The following is a 16,951-nucleotide window of genomic DNA, read 5'->3' on the forward strand; positions in this document are numbered from 1 at the left end:
GGGAGAAGGTCGGGCGCCGATCTTTCTCCCCTTGTGGGAGAAGGTGGCCGCGAAGCGGCCGGATGAGGGCTGTTCCAGAAAATAACTGTTGAGTTTCAGGCCGCCGCTTTCAGCGACGCCTTCTGGCCGGCGAAGGCCCAGTCGAGCCAGGGCAGCAGAGCTTCGAGATCGGAGGTCTCGACCGTTGCGCCGCACCAGATGCGCAGGCCAGGCGGCGCGTCGCGATAGGAACCGATGTCATAGGCGACACCTTCCTTGTCGAGCGCTGAAACCAGACCCTTGGCGAAGGCCGCCTGTGCGTCGGCGTCGAGTGCAGCGACTTGTCCGTGGGTGAAGGACAGGCAGACGGACGTGTTCGACCGCGTCGCCGGCTCTACGGCGAGATGGCCAAGCCAGGAGGATTTCGCGACGAAACGGTCGAGCACGGCCGCGTTGGCGTCGGCCCTGGCGACCAGCGCATCGAGGCCGCCGATCGATTTCGCCCAGCTGAGCGCGTCGAGATAGTCCTCGACGCACAGCATCGACGGCGTGTTGATGGTTTCGCCCTTGAAGATGCCTTCGATCAATTTGCCGCCCGAGGTCAGGCGGAAGATCTTCGGCAGCGGCCATGCAGGCTTATAGCTCTCCAGCCGCTCGACGGCGCGGGGCGACAGGATCAGCATGCCATGCGCGCCTTCGCCGCCCAGCACCTTCTGCCAGGAGAAGGTCACGACATCGAGTTTCTCGAAGTCGAGCTTCTGCGCGAAGGCGGCCGATGTCGCGTCGCAGATGGTCAGACCCTTGCGATCGGCCGGGATGAAATCGCCGTTCGGCACGCGCACGCCCGAGGTCGTGCCGTTCCAGGTGAAGACCACGTCGCGGTCGAAATCGATCTTGCCGAGATCCGGCAGTTCGCCGTAACCGGCCTCGAGCTTGCGCACATCGGCAAGCTTCAACTGCTTGACCACGTCGGTGATCCAGCCGGAGCCGAAACTCTCCCAGGCGACCATGTCGACGCCGCGCTCGCCCAGCAGCGACCAAAGCGCCATCTCGACGGCGCCTGTGTCGGACGCCGGCACGATGCCGATGCGGTAGTCGGCAGGAACCTGGAGAATTTCGCGCGTCAGCGCGATCGCCTGTTCGAGCTTGGTCTTGCCGATCTTGGCGCGATGGGAACGGCCGAGCGCGGCAGCTTTCAGCGCCTCGACCGACCAGCCGGGACGTTTCGCGCAGGGACCTGAGGAAAAATTGGGGTTTGCCGGACGGAATCCGGGCTTCGTATGCGTCGTCATCGTGGTCTATCCTTCCAGATAGTGGCCCCTCGTTGGGGAGGGGTGGCCCACGGACGGCGATATGCGCTCGGGCTTCGGGCGTCAAGGGGAAAGTTTTTGTCGCGGGCAGGATATCGGCGATCCGCGATCAGGATCTCGTGAGCTTCAAACGCAAACGGCGGACCGAAGAGATCCGCCGCCAGGGTTCATGTATGCCAGCCTACTACCAGAGATCGTAGCGTAGCCCGAGCTTAACCTGATGATTGCTGATTCCCTTGTGGACCGGAAACGAGGTCAGGCTCTCGGCCGTCACATATTCGGCGTCGGGCGCCGAGAAATACTGATAGCCGAGATCGACGGAAACATTCTTCGACACCTGATAGGCAAGGCCGGCATTCAGCGTGTAAGCGAAGGAATACTTGGTCTTGTCGTCACTCAGTCCGAAGTCGTCGGTTGGATCGCCATTGTCGGTGAAATAGCTCGCCGAGAGCTTGTGCGTGCTCCTGACGATGCCGATGCCGGCGCCGAGATAGGGTGTTATGCCGACATAGGTTCCAAGGTCGACATAGCCGTTGAGCATGCCTGAAAAGGCATAGTTCTTCAGGGACGCCGACGCCAGGGTCGCCTCTGCCGCGGTCGCTGAATCGTCATAGCCAATGCCGATCTTGTTGCCGGGCAGGTAACCCAGATTGAGATCGGCACGCAGATAATCGTTGAAGTGGTAGCCGAAGCCGATGCTGGCGAAGACCGGGTCTTCCTCGTTGTCGAAGCTCGCCGGCGTGAAGGCGAAATCCTCATTCTTGAAGCTCTTCTCTACCAGGTAGGAGACATCGCCGCGCAGATACCAGCCCGAGCCGACCTCGACCGGCACGTAGTCGGGCGCCTGGTCGACATAGACCGGGGGATCATAGTCGGCGGCCAGCGCAGGCGTCAGCGGCATGATGGCGAATGTGGCAAGCACCGGCGCCATACGCGATGTGAGTTTCATGATCCCCTGCTCCCGATTTCGGCGCCACCAGACGGCAGCCATCGTTTCAGGAAGCATTGTTAACCATAGTGGTTAAGTCGGGGTTAAGGCTAACAGAGCGTTAGCGAATGATTTTCGGGCAGCCAGACAAGCGAAAACCGCCCGGCTGATGCCGGGCGGTTTCGGACCGTTGGATGGTCGGATGTTACTTGGTGTAGATCGGCTCGGGTTCGGGCTGATAGGCCACCGTCGGCGCGGCGCAACCGTTGTTGCCGCCGAACTGGTACCGCAGGCCGCCGCGCACCTCATGCGTGTCGATGCCGCGGTCGAAGCCCGGCCCGGCGCTGCTGATATCCCACTCGAACATGCGGCCACCCTGGATGTGGCTGTAGCGATAGCCCGCGTCCAGGATCAGCTTGTCGGTCAGGCAGTAGGAAGCGCCGGCCATGAGCGCGTAGGCAAAGCGCCAGCTTTTCGCACCGGGGTTGAACTCGGTGGTGTTCGGGTCCCTGACATCGTCCCATCTGACATGCGCGCCGCCGATGCCGGCGCCGACATAGGGCGTGATGCCGTGATAAGTGCCGAGATCGACATAGGCGTTGGCCAGCAGCAGCAAGGCGCTCATTTTCGACACTTCGGTCGACGTCGAGAAAGCGTCCGAGGTTCCGCCGTCGAAGTTCGACTTGAACCAGTAATCGGCGGTCAAATCCGTACGAAAATGATCGTTGATCTTGTAGCCGACGCCGGCGCCGAGCGAGAAGCCGCCCTTGAGCTTGCCGAAATCGAAGCTCCTGTCGCCGGGAATGACGTTACAATTACAGGGATCGATGGTGTAGGTCGTGTAATCGATGCCGCGCACTTTCGACTTGTGGTAGTCGAGATCGCCGCGAATGTACCAGCCGCCGACATCGACTGGCTGCTCGTATACCGGCGGCGGCGCCTCTTCGACCACCGGCTCCGGAAGGTCGGCCGCGAACACCGGCCATGCCAGGCCCGCGAACAGCGCGGCGAACAGGGCCTTTCTTGCTGTATTGAACATGCTTGTCACCCCTAGAAACCCTCGGAACAGCGGTCGCGTCCGAATGAGATTGGCTTTCAGGCGTGGATAATGAATTGCAAAGGTTAAAAGGCATTTAACCCTGTCTATTAACCACGAATCTCGAGCATTTGAGGAATTCGGATGGTTCCACATGTCTCGAGCCAGTTTCGCAGGCAAACAAAAGCCCGCCGGACGGGCGGGCTTCTAAGCAATCAGAGCGGCGTCGGCCCTCCGAATGCACCTGAGATCAGGCGGCGCTGCGTGTTTCCGAGATGACCTCGACGATGTCGTTGACGACGGCCTCGACCAGCTGCGGGTCGTCGCCCTCGGCCATGACACGGATCAGCGGCTCGGTGCCGGACGGCCGGATGACGAGCCGCCCCGCCTTGCCGAGGCGTTGACGGGCGTCCTCGATCGCAGCCTTGACCGGAGCTTCCTCGAGCGGCTTGCCGCCGGCGATGCGGACGTTCTTGAGGAGTTGCGGCACCGGCTGGAACTTCTTCGACAATTCGCTGACCGGCCGGCCCTGCCGCTTGATGCAGGCCAGCACCTGCAGCGCCGAAACCAGGCCGTCGCCCGTGGTCGAGAAGTCCGACAGCACGATGTGGCCCGACTGCTCGCCGCCGACATTGAGCCCGTGCGCGCGCATATGCTCGACGACGTAGCGGTCGCCGACCTTGGTGCGGTGCAATTGCAGCTTCATGTCGCCGAGGAAGCGTTCGAGGCCGAGATTGGACATGACCGTCGAAACGACGCCACCGCCGGCAAGCCGCCCGCTCTGGTGCCAGGACTCGGCGATCATTGCCATGATCTGGTCGCCGTCGACGATCGCGCCGTTCTCGTCAACGATGACGACACGGTCGGCATCGCCGTCGAGCGCGATGCCGATGTCGGCGCGCACCTCGTGCACTTTCTTCTGCAGGCCTGCCGGATGGGTCGAGCCGCATTCCTTGTTGATGTTGAAGCCGTTGGGCTCGACATTGATGGCCACCACTTCGGCGCCCAGTTCCCAAAGCGCCTCGGGGGCAACCTTGTAGGCGGCGCCATTGGCGCAATCGACGACGATCCTCAAACCTGAAAGCGACATCGAACGCGGCAAGGTGCGCTTTGCAAACTCGATGTAGCGGTCATGCACGCCATCGACGCGCTTGGCGCGACCAAGTCCGTCGGAATCGGCGAGTGCCAGTTCGATATCCTTGTCCAGCATGCTCTCGATGCGCTCTTCGATCTCGTCGGAGAGCTTGTAGCCGTCGGGACCGAACAGCTTGATGCCATTGTCGTAATAAGGATTGTGCGAGGCCGAGATCATGACGCCGATATCGGCGCGCAGCGAACGCACCAACATGGCGACCGCCGGCGTCGGGATGGGGCCGAGCAGGAACACGTCCATGCCGGCGGCGCAGAGGCCCGCCACCATGGCGTTCTCGATCATGTAGCCGGAAAGTCTGGTGTCCTTGCCGAGCACCACACGGTGACGATGGCTGCCGCGCTGGAAGGACAGGCCGGCCGCCATGCCGACCCTCATCGCGATTTCCGCCGTCATTGGAAACTTGTTGGCGCGCCCGCGAATACCGTCCGTGCCGAAATAATTTCCTGCCATGCTAGTCAGTGTCCCCGGTGGTTCTTGCCCGGTACGTCATGCCATAATTGGCCGGCGCACTACGATCACATTTCGTGATTATCTGTTACCAATCCTTTAGAAAACCCTTGTTGTGCATTGCACAGAGACTGGCGCAACCTAGCGTGATGGCGCTGCCTCGCCACAATATGCCATGCCTGTGGACCATTCGACATGGATTTACCCACAAATTCTTGTCTTCCAGCCGGCAACAGGCAACGATTTCATCACCTTGCCGGCAGAAGCCGGGTTTCGGCGATGTATACGCCACTTAGCATCTGGCGCAACCGACCGTTGAGCGTTATTGATTCGCTGGGACGTATAATGGGCTGCTGCAACGGAGAAACGCTATGCTCATCCACCGACTTGCCACTTTGACCGGCCTTGCGGTCGCGACGTTATTCCTGGCCGCGCCAGCCAACGCGCTGACGATGGCCGAGTGCAGCACGAAGTATAACGCGGCCAAGGACGCGGGGACACTTGCCGGCCAGACCTGGAACCAGTTCCGCAAGGCGCAGTGCGGCACTGATGCCGCCGCGACAGCCAAGCCCGACGCCAAGGCAGCGGACACCAAGGCGGCCGATACGAAGCCGGCCAAGGCGACCAAGGCTGCGGCCGCCGCCGACGACGGAGCCAAAGGCCTGACCGCAAAGGAATGCAGCACCAAGTACCAGGCGGCCAAGGCCGCCGGCACGCTCAACGGCATGAAGTGGAACGACTTCCGCAAGAGCGAATGCGCCACCGGCGCGTCCGCTGCCGCCGGCGCATCCGCTGCCGCCGCCACCAAACCGGCGACCACCAAGGCGGCGACCACGGCTGCGGCGACCGACAGCTCGGGCAAGGGCCTGAGCATGGCCGACTGCAGCAGCAAGTACCAGGCTGCCAAGACCGCCAATACGCTCAACGGCATGAAGTGGAACGACTTCCGGAAGGCCGAATGCGGCGCCAGCGCCTCGGACGATGACACCGTCCCGGCTCCAACAGAGGCGACCTACACCAAGGAGCCGGCAAAGCCGACTGTCGCTGCGCCGAAGGGCGTGAGTTTCCCGACCGCAATCTCGCCGAAATTCGCCACCGAAACCCCGGCCAAGGCCCGCATGCATACCTGCCTCCAGCAGTACTATGCCAACAAGGACGCCAACACGCTTGGCGGCTTGAAGTGGATCCAGAAGGGCGGCGGCTTCTACAGCCTGTGCAATGCCAAGCTGAAGAGCTGAGCGACAGCACTATTTGAGGAAAGTAAGGCCCGCGAGCCGCAGGGTTCGCGGGCTTTTTTGCCCGCAGCTTCAGCAGGAATCCCCGCTGACGAGAGGCGCGTTGCCGGCGACGCTGCAAACTCCCCTCGTGGGGGAGATGGCCGGCAGGCCAGAGGGGGGGCACGAAGGATCGTTGCCTGCTCCGGCCAGGTTGCCTCGCATTCACGAAAAGCTGGGCGAGGGTGGCTCGAGGAATCGTCGAACGGCAAGAGAGATCCTCCCCCGCAGCCCGGAAGGCCTAACTCGATTTGTCGGCGGACGCTGCCCCCGCTGAGCTGCCCGTCATCTTCCACAAAGTGGGAAGATTGGCTGCTGCCACGCCGGCTTCCGCCAATCGCCTAGCCAACCTTGCAGGCGCAGGCCACGGAGAAACTCAGCAGCCTGCCCCAAACAAAAACGCCGCGGTCGAACCGCGGCGTTTCTCAATTTGTTCTTGGCCGAGTTCAGCTCGACGGCTGCGGTTCCATGCCGCCCTCGGGCTCGGGACCCTTTTTGCGGCGGCCCGACTTCGGCACGGCCGAACCACGGCTCGGCGGCGTGTCGTCGCCGAGATCGCGCGCGGGCTTCTCGCCGGCGATCAGCTGCTTGATCTCGTCGCCCGACAGCGTCTCGTATTCGAGCAGGCCCTGCGCCAGCGCGATCCATTCCTTCTTCTTCTTAGTCAGCACCGACCTCGCGGTCGAATAGGCCTCGTCGATCAGGCGCCGCACCTCGGCGTCGATGATCTGCGCGGTTTCTTCCGAGATGTTCTGCGTGCGCGCCACCGAATGGCCGAGGAACACTTCCTCCTGGTTGTCGCCATAAGCGACATGGCCGAGCTTGTCGGAAAAGCCCCAGCGCGTGACCATGGCGCGCGCCAGCTTGGTCGCCTGCTCGATATCGGAGGAAGCGCCCGACGTGATGTTCTCCTTGCCGAACTTGAACTCCTCGGCGACGCGGCCGCCCATCATGATGGCAAGCCGTGAGATCATGTACTTGTAGCTCATCGAATAGCGGTCGCCTTCCGGCAACTGCATGACCATGCCGAGCGCGCGGCCGCGCGGAATGATTGTCGCCTTGTGCAGCGGATCGGCCGACGGCACGTTGAGCGCCAGTATGGCGTGACCGGCCTCGTGATAGGCGGTCAACTCCTTCTCGGCCTGGGTCATGGCCGAGGAGCGGCGCTCGGCGCCCATCATGATCTTGTCCTTGGCGTCCTCGAACTCGGCCATGGTCACGAGGCGCTTGTTACGCCGCGCCGCCATCAGGGCGGCCTCGTTGACGAGGTTCATCAGATCGGCGCCGGAGAAGCCCGGCGTGCCGCGGGAGACGACCTTGAGGTCGACATTGGGCGCCAGCGGCACGTTGCGCACATGCACTTTCAGGATCTTCTCGCGTCCGACGATGTCGGGGTTCGGCACCACCACCTGGCGGTCGAAACGGCCGGGCCTCAGCAGCGCCGGGTCGAGCACGTCGGGCCGGTTGGTGGCGGCGATCAGGATGATGCTTTCGTTGGACTCGAAGCCGTCCATCTCGACCAGCAGCTGATTCAGCGTCTGCTCGCGCTCATCATTACCGCCGCCGAGACCCGCGCCGCGGTGACGGCCGACCGCGTCGATTTCGTCGATGAAGATGATGCAGGGCGCGTTCTTCTTGGCCTGGTCGAACATGTCGCGCACGCGGCTGGCGCCGACGCCGACGAACATCTCGACGAAGTCCGAACCCGAAATGGTGAAGAACGGCACGTTTGCCTCGCCGGCGACCGAGCGGGCGAGCAGCGTCTTGCCGGTTCCCGGAGGGCCGACCAAGAGCACGCCGCGCGGGATCTTGCCGCCGAGCCGCTGGAATTTCTGCGGATCGCGCAGGAACTCGACGATCTCCTCCAGGTCTTCCTTGGCCTCGTCGACGCCGGCGACGTCCTGGAAGGTGACGCGGCCATGCGCCTCGGTCAGAAGCTTGGCCTTCGACTTGCCGAAGCCCATGGCACGACCGGAGCCGGACTGCATCTGGCGCATGAAGAATATCCATACGCCGAGGATCAGGATCATCGGCAGCCACGAGATCAGGTACCCGAACAGCGAGTTTGAACCGTCGGTCTCCGGCCGCGCATTGATGGTGACGTTCTTGTCCTGCAGCCGCGAGACCAGCGACGGATCGCCGGGCGAATAGGTCTGGAAGCCGCTCGAATTGTCGGTGTAGGTGCCGGAGATGCGGGCGCCGGCGATGGTCACCGTCTTGACCCGGCCCGCCGCGACATCCTGCAGGAACTGCGAATAAGGTACATCGCTCGAAGCCCCACGCGTCTGCGGCGTCTGGAACAGATTGAAGAGGGCGATGAGCAGGACCGCTATGATCGCCCAGAGCGCGAGGTTGCGATAGTTCGGATTCATCAATTGTCCCGTTGGTGTCCGCGGGCAGACACGCGTCGTGAGAGGAAACTTGAGCCTAACATAGGGAGAGCGCCCCCCCTTGCCAAGCAGAACAGCACGTGTGGGTTAAGCTTTCGCCCATGACCGACCGGCGCTATGGCCGCTTGAAAGGCAGGGCGGGAGGCAACGGTGCGCCGATCAATTCGGCGACGGCCCGCGCCGGCGCCAGGTCGAAGGACGGCAGGAAGCGGGCAAAGGGGGCGACGACGGCCTGTGCCGTGAACCCCGGCGACGCCTGCCCACCCTGAGGCAGGCCAGGATTTTCAACGGCTTGCCGCGATGCCGGCTCGCAGGCCAGCGCGGCGCGCACGAGGCTGCGCGGCGTCTCGCCTTCCGCGATTGCCAGACGCTTCGCCGCCGCTGCCCCGAACGGCGCGATCAACAATGCACTGCCGCCGTCGTCCAACGTGATGTTCCGGCGGCCGTCCCAGAGCAGCCCGCCGGTGGCCGCGACCACAGGCGGCAAGCCTCGCGTCTCGCGGCGCAGAAAGATGCCGGCGCGCCTGGAATCGACCACCGTCCGCGACAATGTGGCGCAAAGAAATCCAGCCTTCAGCCTACCGAACAGCGCCTCGCATCGCGCCTGGTCCGGCAGAAACGCAACGCCCCCGCTTGTGGCGAGGAGGATGCGCAGCGCATAGACGGCCGCCGAATCGTCGCCGGCCGAAAGCAGGGTCGGATCGAGGCGGACAAGACCCGGCGCCGGCTGGCTGGCGAAGCGCGCGATTAAATCCGCGGCGCGGATGCCAAGCCGGCTGCGCGCCTCGCTCTCGCGCGCCGCCAGCGTCAATGCGTCATCGATGCGCTGCGCACCGTCAGCGCCGGCCAGTGCCGCGCGCATGCGCGGTCGCTCGAAGGCCGCGTCGGCATTGGTCGGGTCCTCGGCCCAGCCGACATGCTCGCGCCGCAGGAAGTTGCGCAAAGCCGCGCGCCGAATGCCAAGGAGCGGCCGCACGATCCATTCGTGCCAGTCGTGCAAGGTGACCGGCGCCATGCCGGCAAGGCCGCGGGCGCCCTTGCCTCGGACTAGCCGCATCAGCACCGTCTCGGCCTGGTCGTCCGCCGTGTGACCGGTCACGATCAGACCGAGGCCTTCCTCCCGCGCCGCCTCGGCCAGCAGCCGGTAGCGAGCCTCCCGCGCGGCGGCCGGCAGCCCGGTCGACGGCTTGCGTCCGGACCAGGCGACGATGCGGTGCGCGATGGCGTGCGCGGCGCAAAGCCTGGCCACCGCTTCCGCTTCGGCCGCCGCGCCCTGCCGCAAACCGTGGTCGATCGTCACCGCCAGCAGCTTCGCGGACGGCGCGGTTCGGTCGAGATGTCGTTTGAGAAGGAGAAGTAGGGCGGTCGAGTCGCTGCCGCCGGATACGGCCGCAACGGCGCCGCTGGTAAAGTCGATGTGCGAAAAAAGGTCTTTCGAAAGATCAGGCTCGGTGTCGAGCATCAATGCATGTCGCCCGAACACGGCTCCGAGGGCAAGGCAACGGCAGGCAGGAGAAGGGCTAGCACGCCGCCAGGGCCTTTTCCTGCTTCACGCGCTCCTTGAGCGTGTTGGAAATGTCGGGGTAGCGCTTGCCGACCTCGCTGAAGGTGGCGCAGGCCACGTCGTGCTGCTTCAGGCCGACCAGCGACACGCCGAGCTTCAGCAGCATGTCGGGGGCCTTCTTGGCCTTGGGATAGTCCTTGCTGGCGGCGAGGAAGACCTCCGCGGCATCGCGGTATTTCTGCTGGCCAAGCAGCGATTCGCCCAGCCAATAGTGCGCATCCGCCGTTTTCGCGTCACGGGGAAAACGCGCGATGTGGTCGCGAAAGCCCTGTTCGGCGGTGCCGTAGTCGCCCGAAAGGATGAACTGGTAGGAGTTGCGGTAGAGCTCCTCGGGATCGTTCGTGGAAGGCAGCGCCGCAACCACCGTGCCGTCGGACTTGCCGCTCTTGGCCGGAGCGCCGGTGGCTGGAGCGACATCCTGCGCCGGTGCGGTCGCCTGCGTGCTGCCGCCGGCATCGACCACATTGCCGTTCTTGTCGACGGTGATGCTGCCGAAGGTCTTTTCGGGCGCTCCCGTTCCGGGGATCACCTTGCCCGGATCACCGTCAGAGGATTCGACGATGACGTCCTCGACGCTCTGGCCGCCGCCAGCCGACTGGCCGGCCGCTGCCCGATTGTCGGCCTTCGCGGGCGGTTGCGTGGCCGGCGCCTCGGCCACGCTGTCATCGCTGTCGGCGGGCGCGGCCTGTGACTTCTTCTGCCCGGCCGGCTGCTGCGCACCCTGCGTACCGCCTTCGAGCTGCTGGAAGCGGAACTCGTTGTCTTCCTGCTGTTTGCGGATCTGCTCCTGCATTTGCAGGATCTGGAAGTTCAGTTCCTCGATCTTGCCGTTCATCTGGCGCAGTTGGTCCTCGAGCCCGGTGGCGCCTGTGCCAGTCGACTGCTGCGCGAACTGAACCTGGTCCGACTTCTTCTTTTCGCCGAAAACGCCAGGCAACTCGATGCTGGGCAGATGGAACGAGAAGCCGCTGTCGGCTGGCTGTCCCGTGCCATCAGTCCCTAAGCCACCCGCCATCGCGGTGACGCCTGAAAGGAGCAGCAGTGCAAGCGTGCCGCTCAGAACTGATCTCAAATGCATATGCCTCTCGCCGTGTCGTTAGCTTGTTCGCGCTTTCCAATCGGTATGGGACCAGCCAAGCGCCCTCGGCTCATAGCAGGACGCGAGACTTCGGCCAAATTTTGTTTGAAGGGACCAAACATGAAAAAGGCGGCCTTTCAGCCGCCTTTCGCAAACCTGTGTTGCATTTTTGTCGTCGTGTTTTTCGCGCGTCGCTCGACGCGCGAAAAATGTCAGGAACCGGCGCCGCTGAGCGTGGTGACCGCGCGGCGGTTCTGCGACCAGCAGGAGATGTCGTCGCAAACCGCGACCGGCCGTTCCTTGCCGTAGGAAATGGTCTTCAGGCGGTTGGCGGAGACGCCCTTGGAGACCAGGAAGTCGCGCGTGGCGGCGGCACGGCGGGCACCGAGCGCCAAATTGTATTCGCGCGTGCCGCGTTCGTCGGCATGGCCTTCAACGACGATCGCATACTGCTTGTACTGGTTCAGCCACTGCGCCTGGCGCGACAGCGTCGTCTGGGCGTCGGCGCGGATCGAGGAGGAGTCCGTGTCGAAGAAGATGCGGTCGCCGATATTGACGGTGAAGTCCTGCGCCGATCCGGGCGTTGCGGCACCGGCGCCGTTGAGGCCGAGATCGGCGGCGCTGTTGGGCGTCTTCTTCGAAGCGCAACCGGCAATGGCGAGCATCGCCACCAGCGCGATCATGACGGGATTTCTGGTAAGTGCTGCGATACGGCTCATGCCGCCTCTCCTTCGCATTCGAGTGATTTCGTTGATCACCCAGTAACCACGTTTGGGTTAACCGGCATTCAAGAAACACGGTTAAAATTTGGTTTAGGCCGCCCGTCCGCAGCCCTTTGATCCGGGCCACAGTTGGCGCGGACCCTAGGCGGAAATGCGGCCAAAACGCGACAAAGAGGTGGAAATGGAGAATTGAGGAATTGAGGAATTGAGGAAAAGGGGCATTTCAACTTCTTCCTGAGATTCACCAGCATTCCATAGATATGGACATAGGATTGAAGCCATTCATCGCGCTGCGCGTGGGTGATGTAGCCAAGGTCGAACGCATACGAAATCCACGTCTCTACTTCGCTGCATGATCCCATGGCCATCGAAATGAAACGCGCAAATTCGGGCCTGGAATGGGTCTGTTTGGCAAATCCTTCAGCCAGATTGGCACAGATCGCCTTGCTGGATCGCCGCATTTGGTCAGCCAACGCGTATTGTTCCATTTTCGGAAAAACAAGCGTGGCCTTGTGGACGTCGAGGGAAACCCCATAAGCGTGCCTATAGACATCCAAATCCTTCGCGCGCTTGATGTAACCCGCTTCTCTCTCCATCCCTCAATTCTTCATTTCTTCATTTCTCCAATTCCTCTCACTCCAGCAGCGGCGACCAGGCCGGATCGGAGGCAAAGTTCGCGGTCGGGATCGACTGCTCGTTGCGGCCGGTGAGATCGACAGAAACCAGTTTCGGGCCGCCGGCGGAATCGCGGAAGAACATCAGCACGCGGCCGTTCGGCGCCCAGGTCGGTCCTTCCTGCTGGAAGCCGGATGACAGGATGCGCTCGCCCGAACCGTCGGTCTTCATAACGCCGATCTGGAATTCGCCGCCGGTCTGCTTGGTGAAGGCGATGAGATCGCCGCGCGGCGACCACACCGGCGTCGAATAGACCCCGTCGCCGAAGGAGATGCGGGTCTGGCCCGAACCGTCGGCGCCCATCACATAGATCTGCGCGCGGCCGCCGCGGTCGGAGGTGAACACCACCTTGCTGCCGTCGGGCGAATAGGAAGGCGAAGTGTCGATGGCGGTCGAGTTGGTGAGCCGGGTCGTCGAGCGGCTCCTGAGGTCCATGGCGAAGATGTTGGAATTGCCGTCGTCGCGCAGCAGGCTCATGATCACCTTCTGGCCATCCGGCGAAAAGCGCGGCGCAAACGTCATGCCCGGAAAATTGCCGACCAGTTCGCGCTGGCCGGTCTCGATCTGCAGGAGATACACCCGCGGCTGGCCGCTCTCATAGGACATGTAGGTGATTTCCTGCCGGTTCGGCGAGAAGCGCGGCGTCAAGACGATCGCCCTGCCGTCCGAGAGATAGCGCACATTGGCGCCGTCCTGGTCCATGATGGCGAGGCGCTTCTTGCGCGCATTCTTGGCGCCGGACTCGTCGATGAAAACGACGCGCGTGTCGAAATAGCCCTTCTCGCCGGTCAGCCGCTCGTAGATGGCGTCGGCGATGATGTGAGCGACGCGTCGTTGATTGGCGTCGTTAGCGAAGAATTGTTCGCCCGACATCTGCTGTCCAGCGAACGTGTCCCACAGCCGATACTGCGCGCGGATGCGCCCGTCGGCCTCCTTGCTGACGCTGCCGGTGACCAGAGCCTGGGCATTGATCACCTTCCAGTCGTCGAAGCGAGGCGCTGCGTCAGGATTGGCGATCTTCTCGATGAAGGCGCTTTTGTCGATCGGTGCGAACAGGCCCGAGCGCTTCAGGTCGGCGGTGACGATGCCGGAAATCTGCGCGCCAAGCCCATCGCCCGACTGGAAATCGGTGATGGCGATCGGCAGCGGCTCGACATTGCCCTTGTTGACGTTGATCTCGACGAGCGCCCACGCAGGCATGACGGCGCCGGCCATCGAGCCCAGCGCTATTGTCGCGACCATCAGGAGCGGCTTGAGGATGAATTTCATGTCTTCTCGCTTCTCTTCACTGATTCTGCAGGGCAGGCCTCAAAGGCCAAGCATTTCCCTCGGATCGAAAGTGACACGGACCTGGGCCCAGATGTCCTGTTTGCCCGCCGGAACCTGAAGGCCGGCCATGTTGCATTTCTGAACCGCACGCACGGCGCTTTCATCGAATTGGCGATTCCCGCTCGATTTCTCGACGGTGGGCCGGCCATCCAGCTTGCCCGAGGGGTCGAGGTTGAACATGACCACGGCGACGAAGTTCTCCGAGCCCTCCAGCCCCGCCGGCAATGTCCAGCAACCGCCAAGCTGATCCGACAGGGCGCCCAGTTCTGATCTCGACAGCTTCTGGCCCTGGTCCTTCTCGCCGCCGAGCGAAGCCTGCTGTGTCGAACGCTTGGCGCCGCCGCCGGAGGGCTTCTGCTTGTCCAGCAGGGCCGAGATCTCATCGGAATTGAACTGCTTGTCCTCCGATTTCGGCTTGGATGAAGCCTCCTTGACCGGTTTGTCGGCGTCCTTGCGCTCCGGCGCCTTGGCGCTTTCGGCCTGTGCCGGCTGCGGCTTCGGCCGCGCCTGAGGCGCGGGCGCGGAGTCCGGCAGTTGGGCATCGTCAGGCTGGTCCTTGGCGATCGCCTGGGCGACCGCGTCCGGCTTCACCTCGGGCGTCGGCTCGATGGCCGCGGTCTTGTCCTGTGGCGGTGCGGGCGTCGGCTCCTTGGCCGGCGCCGGCTTCGGCTCGGTCTGCTTGACCGGCTCGGGCTTGACCTCTTCCTTGGGCTGCGGCGCGGGAGCCACTTCCGTGGCCGGCGTCGGCTTGGGCTTTTCCTGCGGCTTCGGCACGTCCTCGGTCTTCGGCTTTTCGATCGGCGTTGGCGCCGGCGCCGGAGCCGACGTCATGTCGACCGGCTTCGGCTTGGCCTCGGGCGTTATCGGCTTGTCGGCATCGACGCTGTTCTCGCCGACCTTCTGCGCATCCGGCACCACATCGGGACGCTGCGTGGGCAAGGGCGCCGGCTTTTCATGCACCACCGATTTCTTGTCGCCCTGCAGCACCTGGGCAGTGGCTTCGATCGGCACGATGTCGACAGCGACCGACTCGACGTCGGCCGACGGAAGCGCGGCCGGTGCCGACAGCGTGAACAGGCCGAAGCCAATCAGCGCCGCATGCATGATCACCGATGTGGTGAGGCCGGTCCTCATAGTGGGTCTATTGATCCTGTTCCTGCAGTGAAACCAGCCCGATATTCTTGTAGCCGGCGGCCGAAATGCGGGCCATCACCTTCATCGCCGTGCCATAGTCGGTGGACTTGTCGCCGCGGATGAAGATGCGCTCGTCATAGCCGGTCTTCGAGATCGCCTGCAGCTTCGCCACCAATTCCTCGATCGGGATTTCGGTCTCCTGAAGATAGATCTGGCCGGCGGCATTGATCGAAACGGTGATCGGCTGGGTGTCGGCATTCATCGCCTTGGCCTGCGTATCCGGCAGATCGATCGGCACGCCGACCGTCAAAAGCGGCGCCGCGACCATGAAGATGATCAACAGAACCAGCATCACGTCGACCATCGGCGTGACGTTGATTTCGGCGATGAGGCCATGATGGCGGCCGCGCCGCCTGTGGCCGCGCCCGCCGCGTCCAGCCATGCCTACGGACATTCCCATCGGCTTACTCCTCAGGCCTTCGGCGCTACTTTTTCATCGATTTGGCGCGAGAGTATGGCGGAGAACTCGTCGGAGAACCCTTCCATGCGCACCGCGATCTTGCTCGCATCCGATGACAGCTTGTTGTAGGCGATGACGGCCGGAATGGCGGCGAGCAGGCCGATGGCGGTCGCCAGCAGCGCCTCGGCGATGCCGGGCGCGACCACCGACAGGCTGGTGTTCTTGGAGCCGGCGATCGCCTGGAACGACGTCATGATGCCGATGACGGTGCCGAACAGGCCGATGAACGGGGCCGCCGAGCCCGTGGTTGCGAGGAAGCCGAGGCGGCCTTCGAGCTTCTCCATCTCGCGGGTCAGCGCCAGGTCCATCGCCTTATCGATGCGGGTTTGCAAGCCGAGCGGCGTCTTGGCGCCTTTTTCGAAACTCTTCTTCCACTCGCGCATGGCAGCAACGAAGATGGCGCCCATGCCCGATGTCTTGCGGTCGGCCAACGTTCGGTAAAGCTCCTCCAGCGACTGCCCCGACCAGAACACCTGCTCGAACCGGTTCAGCGCCAGCCGCATGCGGGCATAGGATACGAGCTTGTCGACGATAATCGCCCAGGTCCAGACCGAGGCGCAGAGCAGCCCGATCATGACCAGCTTGACCACCCAGCTGGCCTGCATGAACAGCGCCCAAATCGACAATTGCGCGCCCGGTTCGGCGAGTGCGATATTTTCCATCGTAACGTCCTTAAGATTTCCGGGCGAAGCTGGCGGCTGGCCCCTGGCATCCCTTGTGGTCGGTTCGCGCGAAGCTACCGGAACAACCCCAAAACGTGCCTTTCGCGGCCTTTTCGGGGCAAATGTTGGTGAAAGGAAGGCGCTGGATAGCGCCAATCTTCACCAATCTCTTCATGAACCGTTATGGTTAAGGATGGGTTAGTCCACCAGACGCGGCGCATTGCCGCGCTTCAAGCCGGCGCCGGCGATACCAACGACGTCGGCCTTTTAGCCCGCCTTGGGTATGAACGCTGCTATCCACTCCCTGGGGAAGCGGCGTGGCCGGCCATTCTCGCCGATGATCGCCGCCTCCACCCTGGCCTCGACCAGCACCTCGTCGCCGCGCTTGAGCTGCTGGGCCATGAAGATGCGCGCGCCGGAGATTTCCTCGGTCCGGGTGTCGATCGTCAGGATGTCGTCCATGCGGGCCGGGATGCGGAAGTCGATCTCCATGCGACGCACCACCCAGACTATTCTTTGGCCATGCTTGCCATCGGCAAGTTCGGTGTGGTGGACGCCGCTCAGCCTCAGATAGTCGGAGCGGCCGCGCTCGAGGAATTCGAGATAGCGGGCGTGGTAGACGACGCCGGAGAAATCGGTGTCGGCATAATAGACCCGCGCCATCAGCCGATGGCCGAACGCCGTCAGCGCACCGGAAATCCCCGCCAGCAAGGTCGCGGATTCACCATGATCGTCCATTGCGCTTCCTTT

Annotated in this window: 15 protein-coding genes; 1 reads left to right on the plus strand and 14 read right to left on the minus strand. The window is 63.3% G+C overall.

The genetic code is table 11. The annotated features are described in order from the left end of the window. Nucleotides 1-95 precede the first annotated feature (95 nt). From FJ959_RS01015 to glmM, 4 genes are all read right to left on the minus strand, one after another. On the minus strand, nt 96-1,271 hold the full coding sequence (locus tag FJ959_RS01015) for a phosphoserine transaminase (protein WP_140627997.1): 1,176 nt from the start codon (nt 1,269-1,271) through the stop codon (nt 96-98). 202 nt (nt 1,272-1,473) lie between these two features. After that, on the minus strand, nt 1,474-2,238 hold the full coding sequence (locus tag FJ959_RS01020; RefSeq protein WP_140493272.1) for an outer membrane protein: 765 nt from the start codon (nt 2,236-2,238) through the stop codon (nt 1,474-1,476). Between the two features lie 184 nt (nt 2,239-2,422). Then, nucleotides 2,423-3,256, minus strand: coding sequence for an outer membrane protein (locus tag FJ959_RS01025; RefSeq protein WP_140493269.1), 834 nt, complete (start codon nt 3,254-3,256; stop codon nt 2,423-2,425). Nucleotides 3,257-3,503: 247 nt separating this feature from the next. Next, a complete protein-coding gene (gene glmM / locus FJ959_RS01030; protein ID WP_140628000.1) occupies nt 3,504-4,856 on the minus strand; it encodes a phosphoglucosamine mutase in 1,353 nt (450 codons plus the stop codon). A 368-nt stretch (nt 4,857-5,224) separates the two neighbouring features. On the opposite strand from glmM, the gene FJ959_RS01035 reads away from it, so the two are divergent. Beyond that, complete coding sequence (locus tag FJ959_RS01035; RefSeq protein ID WP_140493263.1) at nt 5,225-6,091, plus strand: hypothetical protein; 867 nt, start codon at nt 5,225-5,227, stop codon at nt 6,089-6,091. A gap of 482 nt (nt 6,092-6,573) precedes the next feature. On the opposite strand, the gene ftsH is transcribed toward FJ959_RS01035, so the two are convergent. The 10 genes from ftsH to ybgC form a co-directional block, all read right to left on the minus strand. Continuing rightward, a complete protein-coding gene (ftsH, locus tag FJ959_RS01040; protein WP_140493260.1) occupies nt 6,574-8,499 on the minus strand; it encodes an ATP-dependent zinc metalloprotease FtsH in 1,926 nt (641 codons plus the stop codon). A gap of 133 nt (nt 8,500-8,632) precedes the next feature. Next, complete coding sequence (gene tilS / locus FJ959_RS01045) at nt 8,633-9,979, minus strand: tRNA lysidine(34) synthetase TilS (RefSeq protein WP_140628798.1); 1,347 nt, start codon at nt 9,977-9,979, stop codon at nt 8,633-8,635. 58 nt (nt 9,980-10,037) lie between these two features. Continuing rightward, complete coding sequence (gene ybgF, locus FJ959_RS01050) at nt 10,038-11,159, minus strand: tol-pal system protein YbgF (RefSeq protein WP_140628003.1); 1,122 nt, start codon at nt 11,157-11,159, stop codon at nt 10,038-10,040. 212 nt (nt 11,160-11,371) lie between these two features. Further along, a complete protein-coding gene (pal, locus tag FJ959_RS01055; RefSeq protein ID WP_140493251.1) occupies nt 11,372-11,878 on the minus strand; it encodes a peptidoglycan-associated lipoprotein Pal in 507 nt (168 codons plus the stop codon). 68 nt (nt 11,879-11,946) lie between these two features. Next, nucleotides 11,947-12,477, minus strand: a complete 531-nt coding sequence (locus FJ959_RS01060; protein WP_140628006.1) for a four helix bundle protein — start codon at nt 12,475-12,477, stop codon at nt 11,947-11,949. Nucleotides 12,478-12,514: 37 nt separating this feature from the next. Next, the gene (gene tolB / locus FJ959_RS01065) at nt 12,515-13,825 is read right to left on the minus strand and encodes a Tol-Pal system beta propeller repeat protein TolB (RefSeq protein ID WP_140566857.1); all 1,311 of its coding nucleotides are present in this window, start codon (nt 13,823-13,825) and stop codon (nt 12,515-12,517) included. 39 nt (nt 13,826-13,864) lie between these two features. Continuing rightward, a complete protein-coding gene (locus tag FJ959_RS01070) occupies nt 13,865-15,019 on the minus strand; it encodes an energy transducer TonB (protein ID WP_140566853.1) in 1,155 nt (384 codons plus the stop codon). A gap of 7 nt (nt 15,020-15,026) precedes the next feature. Further along, nucleotides 15,027-15,479, minus strand: a complete 453-nt coding sequence (tolR, locus tag FJ959_RS01075) for a protein TolR (protein WP_140493239.1) — start codon at nt 15,477-15,479, stop codon at nt 15,027-15,029. An 11-nt stretch (nt 15,480-15,490) separates the two neighbouring features. After that, entirely contained in the window at nt 15,491-16,201 is a 711-nt protein-coding gene (gene tolQ, locus FJ959_RS01080; RefSeq protein WP_140493236.1) for a protein TolQ, read from the minus strand. A gap of 267 nt (nt 16,202-16,468) precedes the next feature. Next, a complete protein-coding gene (ybgC, locus tag FJ959_RS01085) occupies nt 16,469-16,939 on the minus strand; it encodes a tol-pal system-associated acyl-CoA thioesterase (RefSeq protein WP_140566850.1) in 471 nt (156 codons plus the stop codon). Nucleotides 16,940-16,951: the final 12 nt, after the last annotated feature.

Source organism: Mesorhizobium sp. B2-2-4, from assembly GCF_006442375.1.
Taxonomy (GTDB): Bacteria; Pseudomonadota; Alphaproteobacteria; order Rhizobiales; family Rhizobiaceae; genus Mesorhizobium.